At 59.3% G+C, this 12317-nt stretch carries 10 protein-coding genes and 4 tRNA genes; 4 read left to right on the top strand and 10 right to left on the bottom strand.

Features of this window, described 5'->3' with window-relative positions; translation table 11 throughout:
• Nucleotides 1–20: 20 nt before the first annotated feature.
• Complete coding sequence (locus HTT03_RS13500; RefSeq protein ID WP_174860356.1) at nucleotides 21–1241, bottom strand: N-acetylmuramoyl-L-alanine amidase; 1221 nt, start codon at nucleotides 1239–1241, stop codon at nucleotides 21–23.
• A gap of 64 nt (nucleotides 1242–1305) precedes the next feature.
• Nucleotides 1306–2448, bottom strand: coding sequence for a pyridoxal phosphate-dependent aminotransferase (locus tag HTT03_RS13495; protein WP_174860286.1), 1143 nt, complete (start codon nucleotides 2446–2448; stop codon nucleotides 1306–1308).
• Between the two features lie 97 nt (nucleotides 2449–2545).
• On the opposite strand from HTT03_RS13495, the gene HTT03_RS13490 reads away from it, so the two are divergent.
• On the top strand, nucleotides 2546–3295 hold the full coding sequence (locus tag HTT03_RS13490) for a DsbA family protein (RefSeq protein ID WP_174860285.1): 750 nt from the start codon (nucleotides 2546–2548) through the stop codon (nucleotides 3293–3295).
• A 2-nt stretch (nucleotides 3296–3297) separates the two neighbouring features.
• Complete coding sequence (locus tag HTT03_RS13485; protein WP_174860284.1) at nucleotides 3298–3786, top strand: disulfide bond formation protein DsbA; 489 nt, start codon at nucleotides 3298–3300, stop codon at nucleotides 3784–3786.
• Between the two features lie 30 nt (nucleotides 3787–3816).
• Here the strand turns inward: HTT03_RS13485 and ispG are convergent, their stop codons facing one another.
• From ispG to hemA, 3 genes are all read right to left on the bottom strand, one after another.
• A complete protein-coding gene (ispG, locus tag HTT03_RS13480; RefSeq protein WP_174860283.1) occupies nucleotides 3817–4944 on the bottom strand; it encodes a flavodoxin-dependent (E)-4-hydroxy-3-methylbut-2-enyl-diphosphate synthase in 1128 nt (375 codons plus the stop codon).
• 90 nt (nucleotides 4945–5034) lie between these two features.
• On the bottom strand, nucleotides 5035–6321 hold the full coding sequence (locus HTT03_RS13475; protein ID WP_174860282.1) for a helix-turn-helix domain-containing protein: 1287 nt from the start codon (nucleotides 6319–6321) through the stop codon (nucleotides 5035–5037).
• Nucleotides 6322–6444: 123 nt separating this feature from the next.
• Nucleotides 6445–7668 (bottom strand): 5-aminolevulinate synthase, encoded by a 1224-nt coding sequence (gene hemA, locus HTT03_RS13470; RefSeq protein WP_174860281.1) that lies wholly within the window; start codon nucleotides 7666–7668, stop codon nucleotides 6445–6447.
• Between the two features lie 238 nt (nucleotides 7669–7906).
• Between hemA and HTT03_RS13465 the strand changes: the two genes are divergently transcribed.
• Together HTT03_RS13465 and HTT03_RS13460 are read left to right on the top strand one after the other, a co-directional pair.
• Nucleotides 7907–8983, top strand: a complete 1077-nt coding sequence (locus HTT03_RS13465; protein ID WP_174860280.1) for a sensor histidine kinase — start codon at nucleotides 7907–7909, stop codon at nucleotides 8981–8983.
• Nucleotides 8984–9060: 77 nt separating this feature from the next.
• Nucleotides 9061–10431 (top strand): M20/M25/M40 family metallo-hydrolase, encoded by a 1371-nt coding sequence (locus HTT03_RS13460; protein ID WP_174860279.1) that lies wholly within the window; start codon nucleotides 9061–9063, stop codon nucleotides 10429–10431.
• 117 nt (nucleotides 10432–10548) lie between these two features.
• On the opposite strand, the gene HTT03_RS13455 is transcribed toward HTT03_RS13460, so the two are convergent.
• From HTT03_RS13455 to HTT03_RS13435, 5 genes are all read right to left on the bottom strand, one after another.
• Nucleotides 10549–10625: transfer RNA gene (locus HTT03_RS13455), tRNA-Asp, on the bottom strand.
• A 137-nt stretch (nucleotides 10626–10762) separates the two neighbouring features.
• A tRNA-Asp gene (locus HTT03_RS13450) sits at nucleotides 10763–10839 on the bottom strand.
• Nucleotides 10840–11035: 196 nt separating this feature from the next.
• Nucleotides 11036–11111: transfer RNA gene (locus HTT03_RS13445), tRNA-Val, on the bottom strand.
• A 40-nt stretch (nucleotides 11112–11151) separates the two neighbouring features.
• Nucleotides 11152–11718: a histidine phosphatase family protein gene (locus HTT03_RS13440; protein ID WP_174860278.1), complete on the bottom strand. Its 567-nt coding sequence runs from the start codon at nucleotides 11716–11718 to the stop codon at nucleotides 11152–11154.
• 449 nt (nucleotides 11719–12167) lie between these two features.
• Nucleotides 12168–12242: transfer RNA gene (locus HTT03_RS13435), tRNA-Val, on the bottom strand.
• Nucleotides 12243–12317: the final 75 nt, after the last annotated feature.

Genomic DNA, 12317 nt, shown 5'->3' with positions numbered 1-12317 from the left:
GCGGTAGAACCGCGCTATTTTTATTTGCGGATCAACGGCTTGAGCGCTGCGTCACTGTCCCTCCACGCGACAACCGCATCCGCCATTGCCGCTACCATCCCCGCACGCCAAACCGGATCGCGCAGATTGGTCAGATCGCGTTTGGAACTGAGAAAGCCGATCTCGATCAGGACCGATGGGATATCCGCTGACTTGAGCACCGAAAATCCAGCGCGGCGCAGGGGGCGGCTGTTCATCGGCCCGCCTGCCTCTGTCATGCCCTCTACCAACACTCTGGCCAGCGCTTCTGAACGCGGCTCGGTTTCCTGTCGCGCAAGATCAAGCAGGATGCCAGCAACCTGATCATCCGAGCCCGTCAGATCGGCCCCCGCGATAATGTCAGAGCGATCATGCCGCGCGGCGAGCTGCTCTGTCGCGGCGTCGCTGGCGTCCTCTGACAGTGTATAGATGGTCGCCCCGGTCGCGCCGCCTTGCGACAGGCTGTCGGCATGAAGCGAGATGAAAAGATCAGCCTCGGCCTGATGTGCGATGGCGACACGGTGCTCTAGCGCTACGAAAACATCGTCATCACGGGTCAGCAGCACATCGATCCCCTTGCGGCGCAGGGCATCACGCAGGTCGCGGGCAAAGCTTAACATCAGGTCTTTTTCGTCCAAGCCGGCCCGCTGTGCGCCGGGATCAATCCCGCCGTGACCAGGGTCCAGCACGACGGTGAAACTGTCTTTGTCGACCTTGGCGATCTTCGGCGGCGCGGTAAGGGCTGCGGTCCAATCAGGGTCCACCGGCGCCCCGGCGGCTTTGGCAAAGACCTCGGCCTCGACCTCCTTGAGCGTCACTTCCAACCGCGCCGTGCCGCTGACCGGGTCGATCGGCATACCGATCTCCTCAGGCACCATCGGCGCGGCCAAATCCGCCACCAGCCGCGACCAGCCGGGTTGAAAAGCGCCAAAGCGCAGAGCGCTGATCCGTCCGGATTTGGCCAGCAGATCCTCGGCCTGCACATAGCTCCAATCCGCTTCGCGGAAATCAACGATCAACCTTGCCGGATCATCGAGCAGGAAGACACGGAACGGCACGCCTTGGCTTAACGCCACTGTCAGATCGGTCTTGCCGAACCAGCCATCTTTGACAGCGCTTGCTTCCGGATCAACCCGCGCCAGCGCGGTTAACTCCTGCGCCGAAAGCGGCAAAGGGGCGGTCACTGCCAGCGCAACCGCCAAAGCCTTTATGATAGACTGCATCATCACGTACCCTGCCCTGCTCGTTTTTGCCCTTCTAGCATCCACGCAGCGGGCAAACCAGCGGTCAGCGTGCGGCCATAAAGGCTTTAAGCCGGGCGATGCCTTCCTCCATATCCGCAGTGCTGCGTGCATAGGAAAAGCGCAGGGTTTTATGGCCCCGCACCGGGTCAAAGTCGAGCCCCGGTGTGACGGCGACGCCGGCCTTGTCGAGAATTTCAGCGGCAAAGGCGCGGCTGTCATCGGTAAAGCGCGACACATCCGCATAGACGTAGAACGCGCCATCGGGGGGCGCGATGTCGGTGAACCCGGCCTCTTTCAAACCATCGATCACCAAATCTCTGTTACGGCGGTAGACCGCAAGGTTCGCCTGTAATTCGTCGTCACAATCCATCGCCGCGAGCGCCGCAATCTGGCTGGCATGGGGGGCGCAGATGAACATGTTCTGCGCAATCCGCTCAACCACGCGCACCTGATCGTCTGGCACCACCATCCAGCCGATGCGCCATCCAGTCATGGAGAAATACTTGGAAAAGGAGTTAATCACATAGCAATCATCTGTCACCTCAAGCGCGGTGACGGCCTTTTTGTCGTATTCGATGCCGTGATAAATTTCATCTGAGATAAACGACATATCATTGGCCGCACAGGCATCCGTCAAAGCGCTAAGCGCAGGTCGGTCGAGCATGGTGCCGGAGGGGTTCGCCGGAGAAGCGACAAGCAAGCCGCGCAGGTTTTCATCCGCGAAATCCGCCGCAACGGGCTGATAACGGTTTTCAGGTGCTGCGGGCAGATCGACCGGTTGCATCCCCAAAGCGCTCAGAATTTGGCGGTAGCTGGGATAGCCCGGTGCGCCGATGCCCACGCGATCGCCCGTGTCGAAAAGCGCGGTGAACGCGAGCAGAAACCCGCCTGATGAGCCGGGGGTGATCACCACCCGCGCCGGATCAAGATCGACGTTGTACCATTCGCCATACATCTGCGCGATACGTGCCCGCAAAGCAGGCAACCCAAGCGCCACGGTATAGCCCAAAGGCCCGTCCTGCATGGCCTTTGTCAGCGCCTCTGCCGCTGCTTTTGGGGCGCCTGTGCTGGGCTGGCCCACCTCCATATGGATGATGTGGCGGCCTTCGGCTTCGGCGGCGGTGGCGGCCTGCATCACGTCCATCACAATAAAGGGATCGACGGCGGATCGGGTTGAATTTCGCATGGGCTTGCTCCTAGTCTCGGCATGTGCTTTCACCCCGCCTGATGCCGGGCGTCAACCCTTGGCTCCTATTTCGCAGTTCTTACCGAAAGGTCCGCCCATGTTTGCCCGTCTGATCGCCCCCGCCTTTGTCAGCGCATTGGCTCTTGCTGCCCCTGTTCAGGCGATGGATCTGACCGAATTGACCGATGCAGAACGCGCCCAGTTCCGCGCCGAGGTTCGCGCCTATCTGATGGAAAACCCCGAGGTGATCCTACAGGCCGTGGAGCAGATGCAGACCCAACAAGCCGAAGCCCAGATGCAGGCGGATTTTGACCTTGTCGAAGCCCATGCGGATGAAATTTTCAATGACGGTTACTCTTGGGTCGGTGGCAACCCTGAGGGCGACATTACGCTGGTTGAGTTCCTTGACTACCGTTGCGGCTATTGCAAACGCGCCCATGACGAAGTGGCCAAGCTGTTGGAAACCGACGGCAATATCAAACTGATCGTGAAAGAATTCCCGATTTTGGGCGAGCAGTCCATGCTGGCTTCGCGCTTTGCCGTGGCGACCAAACAGGTTGCCGGGGACGATGAATACAAACAGTTGAATGATGCGCTGATGGCGTTCAACGGGGATGTGACCATGGCCGCCCTGCGCCGTTTGGCAGAAGGCCTTGGTCTAGACGCCGATGCGATTGAGGCGAAGATGGGCAGCGACGCAGTCACCCAAGAGATTGCCGAGACCCGCGCACTGGCGCAGAAACTCCAGATCACCGGCACGCCGACCTTCGTCATGAAGGACGAAATGCTGCGCGGCTACCTGCCCTATGATCAGATGATGGCGTTCGTGAAAGAAAAGCGCGGCTGATCATGCGGGCCGTCGGCCTTGTTATAGCGCTCGCACTGGCCACGCCTGCCGGGGCTAGTGAGCAGGCCGAATTTCCCATCTCAAACCGTGCCGCTTTCGAAGCGGAACTGCGTGCTGCCATTCTGGCCAATGGCGATGTGATTGCCGATGCCTTGGCCGGACCGCAGCCCGCAAAATCAGAGATGCAGCAGTATATTGAGGATGATCTGAGCCTGCTTGAGAGCCTGACACCTGAGTTACTGGCAGGGCGAGATTTGGCGCTTTTCACCGCCGACGACTGCGCTGAATGTATGGCGGCCGCGCGAGAATTGAAAGATTTGACAGATACTTACGGCCTGACATTCATCCAACACGACCTAAGCACGCCGCAGGCTGCCGCTTGGGCAGCGCAGCTTGGATTAGACGAGGCGCCCTTCTACGTCTTGCCGAACATGATCCTGCGTGGGCATATGCCTGCGGTGGTTTTGCAAAAATACCTAGCAAAGCCTTAAAGCGATAGATTAGCTACTTCCGCTAAAGCCTTACTCTGCCGCAGTTTTCGCCTCGCCCGCTTCGATCTGTGCTGCGCGTTCCTCGACCTGTTCAACGATGTGATCAATCATACCGTCGTTGCCCAGTTTGTGGCTCTGCTTACCCGCGAGATACACCATACCAGACCCGGCGCCGCCCCCGGTAAACCCGACATCGGTCATCAGCGCTTCGCCGGGGCCGTTCACGACGCAGCCGATGATGCTCAGGCTCATCGGCGTCTTGATATGCTCTAGCCGCTTTTCAAGTGTCTCAACCGTCTTGATTACGTCAAACCCTTGCCGTGCGCAGGACGGGCAGGAAATGATGTTCACGCCGCGATGCCGCAGGCCCAACGATTTGAGGATTTCATAACCGACCTTCACCTCCTCGACGGGGTCCGCCGAAAGTGACACGCGGACCGTATCGCCAATCCCGCTCCACAGCAGATTGCCCAGACCGATGGCCGACTTGATGGTGCCGGACATCAGCCCCCCGGCCTCGGTAATGCCGAGGTGAATGGGGGCGTCGGTGGCATCAGCTAGCTGCTGATAGGCAGCGGCGGCCATGAAGACGTCAGAGGCTTTGCAACTGATTTTGAACTCATGAAAATCGTTGTCTTCCAGGATTTTGATGTGATCGAGACCGCTTTCAACCATCGCAGCAGGACAAGGCTCGCCGTATTTCTCCAGCAGGTGCCGTTCCAGCGAACCTGCGTTGACCCCAATGCGGATGGAGCAATTGTGGTCCCGCGCGGCCTTGATCACCTCGCGCACGCGTTTTTCATCGCCAATGTTGCCCGGATTGATCCGCAGGCAAGCGGCCCCTGCTTCGGCAGCTTCGATCCCACGTTTGTAATGAAAATGGATGTCAGCGACGATGGGGACGCTGACCTCGGGGACGATCTGCCGCAGCGCTTTCGATGAGGCTTCATCCGGTACAGATACCCGCACGATATCCGCGCCCGCATCAGCGGCGGCCTGCACCTGCGCGATGGTCGCGGCCACATCAGTGGTGAGTGTGTTGGTCATCGTCTGCACAGTGATCGGTGCATCGCCCCCCACCGGCACATTTCCCACCATGATCTGCCGCGATTTGCGACGTGGAATTTCGCGCCAAGGACGGATGGAATGAAGCGACATAAGACACCTTTCGCGGATCAAGGGCAGTGGCCTCTACCTAGTGGGGCCAGATCGCATGTGCAATGGGAGGTTCAGACCGACAAGCGGCCGTTAGCTTTTGCAGGGCATAGCGGCCAGCGCCGAAGGGTCAATCGCGCCTTCAAGATCAGCAAACATGCGGTTCAGCGACTGCTCTGCAGAAGGGTCGACGGGCTCGTACCGCTCGGCCAAGGCCTGCTGGTTCAACGGGACATTCGACGTCACAGCACCGCGCGGTCCTACGGGGCCGAAACAACCATCGGCCATGGCAAAGTACAACGCGCCGGATTCGCCGGTGCGCAGAGTCGCAGGTTCCTCAGTCACAGGCACATCGTATGTATCGCCTTTGTTCATGACACCTTCGAAGATCACCGTGCCGTCTGCTGCCCGGACACGCACCCACGAAGGATAGGCTGCAACCATACGCACGCCCTGCGTTGCGGGCTCGACGACCTGCGGCTTGGGCAGTTCTGTATCGGCATTGGCCAACATCACGGCTTCGTCGATGGCATCCGAGATCGTGCTGTTCTCTGCGCCTGCGGTCATCGGGCCTGTCGGCTCAGGCCGTTCGGGGATCGGAAAATTGCTCACCGAACGGGGATCAATCGATGCAATCGGTGCGTCGCGGGCGACAAGGACCGGCACGTCGAGCGCCTGCGGACGATAAAGCCGGTCCAGCGCATCGGCACGGGGACGCTCGGTGCTGCGGGGAACGGCGGGATCGTCTTCTGCATCAGGCGCGCTGGCAAGCGCACCTTCGAGCGGGTCGAGATCAGATAGGACGATTGGTGTCTTATCCACCGGGGTAACCTGAACGCGTTGCACTTCTTTCAACACCGTCCAGCCGCCGAAACCGATGGCTGAGATCAATGCGATCAAGACCAGCGATGACCCGACTGCGCCCGGCTCAATCCGGCTGAGGAAACCGTCCCCCACTGGCACGAATGGTGTGTTTGGGCGGGCGAAAAGGTCGTCTTCTTTCGGAGACCTACGGCGCTCTTCAAAATTGGGCTTTTTAACGACAGAGGCTTCGGCAGACATGCCATGCGCCACGGCAAAGCCCGATTCTTTACAAAAGGCGGTAAACGCCTTGTCCGGGTCCATGTTCAGATAGCGGGCATAGGAACGCACATAGCCCGCAATAAAGCCGGGCGTGTCAAAGGCATCGGGATCGCAGTTCTCAATCGCGGCGATATAGGAGGCTTTGATCCGCAGTTCGCGCTGCACATCGAGGAGGGATTTGCCAAGGGTTGCACGCTCTCCACGCATGACATCCCCCAGCCGCAATTCGAATGCGTCAAACCCTTTGGGTTCGACGATTTCATCCTCAGCAGTTCTGGAGGCCCAACGCCCGATCATCAATATGCCCTGTCCCTAGTCTGCCTGTAGCTTTGATCCGCAAGCGCCCCAACGATTCGGATTTAGCCTTTTCTTTCGTCAAGGCTAGCACAAGACAACGAAAAATACGAACAAGGCTGTGTTTTATCCCGCCGCTTCGGCACGATTTAGCGCACAATGCGACCAGAGCAGGTCCATCCCACGCACCAGCGCGTCCATCTCTTTGGGACCGTGCACCGGGGACGGTGTGAAGCGCAGTCGCTCGGTGCCGCGTGGCACTGTGGGGAAGTTGATGGGCTGGACGTAGATGCCGTGATCTTCGAGCAGCATGTCCGACAATAGCTTGGTATGGACCGGGTTGCCCACCATCACCGGCACGATGTGGCTGCCATGGTCAATAATCGGCAGGCCCAAGCCTTTGAGCCGCAGTTTCAACGCCTTAGCTTGCTGTTGGTGCTTTTCGCGCAGTTCTGGCGCACGCTTCAGATAGGCTACAGAGGCCGCCGCGCCCGCGGCCACAGCGGGCGGCAGCGAGGTGGTAAAAATGAAGCCGGGCGCATAGGAGCGGATGGCGTCACACATCTTGGCCGAGGCCGCGATATAGCCACCCATCACGCCGTAAGCCTTAGCCAGCGTGCCATTGATAATGTCGAGCCGGTGCATCAGACGGTCACGCTCTGCCACCCCTGCCCCGCGCGGGCCGTACATGCCAACCGCATGCACTTCGTCGATATAGGTCAGCGCGCCGAACTCATCGGCAAGATCGCAAATCTCTTCGATGGGGCCAAAATCGCCGTCCATGGAATAAATCGATTCGAAAGCAATTAGCTTGGGCGCGGCGGGATCGTCTGCTTCCATCAACTCGCGCAGGTGAGCGACGTCGTTGTGGCGGAAGATACGCTTGGCCCCACCATTGCGCCGCACGCCTTCGATCATGCTCGCATGGTTCAAGGCGTCCGAATAGATGATCAGACCCGGAAAGAGCTTTGGCAGTGTCGAGAGCGTCGCGTCATTGGCGATATAGGCCGAGGTAAACAGCAGGGCTGCTTCCTTGCCATGCAAATCGGCCAGCTCTGCTTCAAGCCGCTTGTGATAAACGGTCGTGCCGGAAATGTTGCGCGTTCCGCCAGAGCCTGCGCCGGTGGCGCGCAGTGCCTCTTCCATCGCTTCGATCACCACAGCGTGCTGCCCCATGCCAAGATAGTCATTGCCGCACCAGACGGTGATGTCCTGCTGGCTCCCGTCAGGTTTGGTCCAGACCGCGTGGGGGAATTGGCCATTGCGGCGCTCAATGTCGATAAAGGTGCGGTAGCGGCCTTCGTCATGCAGCCGCGCAATCGCCGCGTCGAGCTTTTCCGAATAATCCATCGCGCATCTCCATCTGATCGACAAGCAAGCGATAGGGCCGCATACCCATATTCACTTTTTAGAATGATTACAGGCTCACGCCGGGCGCATCAACGTCTTATCGCCGCGCGGGCGGGGGGCGAACTGTCGCAGGCAGGTAGGCGGCAATGGGCTAAGCTGTGCTGCGTGGTCTACTGTTTGCTTGTCAGTCGCTGGTATTTCCTGTCTTAAGAACCCTTAACCACGAAAGATACTGCATTTGCTCGCCGATCCGCACCCAAAGCAGGCACAACGCCTGCGCACCCTTTACGACTACGACATCCTCGATACGCCGCGAGAGGCCGATTTTGACGAGATCGTAGCCCTCGCCGCGCAGATTTGTGATGCACCGATTTCAGTGATCAACCTGATCGACAAAGACCGGCAGTGGTTTAAGGCCGAAGTTGGGCTGGGCGCACGCGAGACTCCGTTGGACACCTCGCTCTGCTCGCACGCCATTCTTGACGCGCCCTTTGTTGAGATTCCCGACACGCTGCGCGACAGGCGCATGGCCGACAATCCACTTTGCGCGGGCGAAGACGGGCTTCGCTTTTATGCAGGGGCTTTGCTGGTGGCACCGAACGGTCTGCCCCTTGGCACGCTGTGCATCTTGGATAACAAACCCCGCCGTTTGACCGAAGAACAGCGCAACGCCGTCGCGGTCCTGTCTCGGCAGGTGATGAAACAGCTTGATCTACGCCTTGCCCTGCGCCGGCAGGCCGTCCTGATGAGCGAAGCAGACCACCGGGTAAAGAACTCACTGCAGACGCTCAGCGCGATGATCCGCCTGCACGCACGCGACCTAAAGGACGAGAGCAGCCTTGAAGTGATGGAGGCCATTCAACGCCGGGTGCAGGCCGTGGCTTCGCTGCACGGTGAATTGCAACATAGCGCGGGCAACGATGAGGTGGATACCGCCGCCTTTCTCGGTCAGGTCGTTGAACTGCTGCAAGATACCGCCCCCAGCCATATCACAATCAGCCACCGCAGTGACGCGATATCACTGAACGCAAGTGCGGCCTCTGCCATCGGGTTGATCGTTAGCGAGTTCGCTGCAAATTCCATCAAACACGGTTTTCCGAACAACACTGCAGGCAGGATCGATGTTGATCTGTCGCTCGTTGATGGCGCCTATCACCTGATTTGCAAAGACGATGGCATCGGCTCGCAAAGTGGTGGCCTGTCGCGCCCGGGCAGCCTTGGTCAGACGCTTATGTCCGCCGCCGCTTCGCAGCTTGATGGGACGCTCGACACCGATCTTACGCCAGAGGGCAGCCGCCTTACGCTTACTTTCTGACGGGCCTCCCCGCCCACTGGACATGCCTCGCGGGCCTGATACCTTCGCGCAAATTCATAGCGTAAGGAAGTCTTTGCATGTCTCTTGATGATGTTCTCGCCCGGATCGACGATAATCTGCCCGCCGCCACCGACCGCCTGCTGGAGCTGCTGCGCATCCCGTCGATCTCGACCGATCCGGCCTATAAAGAGGACTGCGACCGCGCGGCCGATTGGCTGGTTGCCGATCTGAATTCCATGGGTGTCGAGGCGGAAAAACGCGCCACACCGGGTCATCCGATGGTCGTGGGCCATGTGGGCGAAGGCAAACCACATCTGCTGTTTTACGGCCACTACGATGTACAGCCCGTCGATCCGCTGGACCTGTGGGACCGCGACCCCTTTGACCCCGAAGTGCAGGACACCGACAAGGGCCGCGTGATCCGGGGCCGTGGCGCGGCGGACGACAAGGGCCAGTTGATGACGATCATCGAAGCCCTGCGCGCTTGGAAAGAGGTCAAGGGCGATTGGCCCTGCCGCATCACCTTCTTCCTTGAGGGTGAAGAGGAAAGCGGTTCACCCTCGCTGATCCCCTTTATGAAAGAGAACGCGGAGGAGTTAAAAGCCGATGTGGCGATGATCTGCGACACTGGGCTTTTCGAATCCAAAACCCCCGCAATCGTCACCATGCTGCGCGGGCTTTTGGGCGAAGAACTGACCATCACGGCAGCCAACAAAGACCTGCATTCCGGCATGTTCGGCGGCATTGCGATGAACCCCATCCGCGTGCTTAGCAAAGTCGTCGCCTCGCTGCATGACGACACAGGTCGCATTACCGTGCCGGGCTTCTACGACGGCGTGCCAGAACTGTCCGAAGAGCTGGAGGCCCAGTGGCAGGGTTTGGCCTTTGACCACGCCAGCTTCCTTGGCGATGTGGGTCTCAGCCAGCCCGCAGGCGAGCAGGACCGTACCCCGCTTGAGATGATCTGGTCGCGCCCCACCTGCGACGTGAACGGCATTTGGGGCGGCTATACCGGCGACGGGTTTAAGACCGTTTTGCCAAGCCAGGCCCATGCCAAGATCAGCTTCCGCCTTGTCGGCACGCAAGACCCCTTTGCCATCCGCGAAAGCTTCCGCACAATGGTGCGCGAGATGATGCCCGAAGACTGCACCGTCGAATTTAAGGACCACAGCGCCGGCCCGGCCTCCGGGGTTGAGACGGACAACCCCATGTTCGAGCCTGCCCGTCAGGCGCTCAGCGATGAATGGCAGGTGCCAGCGGCCTATATCGGTTGCGGCGGATCGATCCCGATTGCTGGTTATTTCCAGACGATTCTGGGGACAGAGCCGATGTTGGTGGGCTTTGGCAAGGACGACGATCAGATCCATTCGCCCAACGAGAAATACGACATGGAGAGCTTCCACAAAGGCATCCGCTCCTGGGCGCGTATTCTTGACGCTTTGACCTAACTATTCGGGTGATCGGGCAGCCCCGGTCACCCCACTCCCGCAGGCCGGGCGACCCAGATGCAGCAACGCCAAGAGCCCCAGAGGGCATTCTGATCTTACTGAAAACAGGGAATAAAGTGGCGCGGTTGACGGGGCTCGAACCCGCGACCCCCGGCGTGACAGGCCGGTACTCTAACCAACTGAGCTACAACCGCGCGATGTGGGCGGAATAGGCCAAGGCGCGGGAGGCGTCAAGCGCATTTGCACCAGAAAACGTAGCTTTCATAAAAGAAAAATGAGAAGCGTCAGAATGCAAAAAGGGACCTCAAAGAGGTCCCTTTTCAAGCAGCAGTGGCGCGGTTGACGGGGCTCGAACCCGCGACCCCCGGCGTGACAGGCCGGTACTCTAACCAACTGAGCTACAACCGCCCGCTGCACGTTCCGGGTAAGCCCGAAGCGTTGGGGTGTTCTATGGTGGGGGCTCTGCGCCGTCAAGCGCGGTTTGGCGGAAAATTGAAAAATTTCGACATAGGCGTTCGCGGTTCTGCGCTATGGGCGGGACAGCGCAAATCTCGACCGTCGAAAGGCGATCCGTTATCAAATACTGACTTTTGTGGAAGGGGGATGGTGGGTCGTGAGAGGCTCGAACTCCCGACATCTTCGGTGTAAACGAAGCGCTCTACCAACTGAGCTAACGACCCGATGTGGCTCTCTTAGCCAAGGATTCGGCGGGCTTCAACCCTATAATTTCAGCCTTCTTTGCTGACCGTCGATTATCTCGAAAACAACCCCCTGCCCGCCTTGTATGCGGCGTAGCTGATCGATGTCCCGCCCCGTCAGGATAAGACGCAGCATCCGCGACGTAATTCCATGTGTGATCAACACATGCGGTCCGTCCAGTCGGCCCAAAAACGCCTGACACCGCTTGTAGAGCGCGGCAAACCCCTCCCCGCCGGGCGCTTCTTCGTAGAGGTCGAAAGAATCCCGGGCCCGCGGGCAATTCGCTAACAACGCCGCCCGCTCGCGCCCTGCCCATGCGCCAAGGCCGATCTCGGCAAGACCTTCGTCCGCCGCAAAGGGCAACAGCCCCTCCAATGCGATTGTCGCGGTGTCCTGTGCGCGTTTCTGCGGGCTGGTGAGGGCTGTGAAGCCGGTGAGGTCGCAGCGCTTTAGAATCGCGTTCTGCGCTCGCGCCTGCGCCCGCCCCTGCGCGGTTAGCGGGGAATCATGGCGACCCTGAAGCCGACCTTCGACATTCCACTCGGTCTCCCCATGTCGCAGGATATAGAGAGGTGGATAGTTGGTCATGCGATGCCTTCCGTTGCGCGATTTTCTACTCAGGATGGCAGAAATCTCAGGCGCGCTCCAACCGGAAATATGCGCGGGTCTCGCTTAGATACTCAGCGGGTCATGTGGTTGGAAAACGGTAGGTGATAAGAGATTGAACTCCTGACCCAGATTAACCGCGCTGCGGACGGGCATCGGTCTGGCTATCAATATGACACCCGGTCAAGTCAAACCAAACGGAAGAAGGATGGTGGGTGATAAGAGAGTGAACTCCTGACCCAGACTGGCCGCGCAGCGGACGGGCGTCGGTCAGGCTCTCAATATGACACCCGGTCAAATCAGACCAAACGGAAGAAGAATGGTTGGTGATGAGAGAGTGAACTCCTGACCCAGACTGGCCGTGCAGCGGATGGGCGTCGGTCAGGCTATCAATATGACACCCGGTCAAATCAAACTAAACGGAAAAGGAGTGGTGGGTGATAAGAGATTTGAACTCCTGACATCTTCGATGTGAACGAAGCGCTCTACCACTGAGCTAATCACCCTTGCGGGGCGAAGTAGCCAATTGCGGCAGCGCGCGCAAGAGGGTTTCCGTCAAAAACCACCGTGGGACCATGCCC

The organism is Sulfitobacter maritimus (genome assembly GCF_013346665.1).
In the GTDB taxonomy this organism is placed as follows: domain Bacteria; phylum Pseudomonadota; class Alphaproteobacteria; order Rhodobacterales; family Rhodobacteraceae; genus Sulfitobacter; species Sulfitobacter maritimus.
Note: the sequence above shows the minus strand (reverse complement) of the source record. Positions and strands in the feature narration are given on the sequence as shown.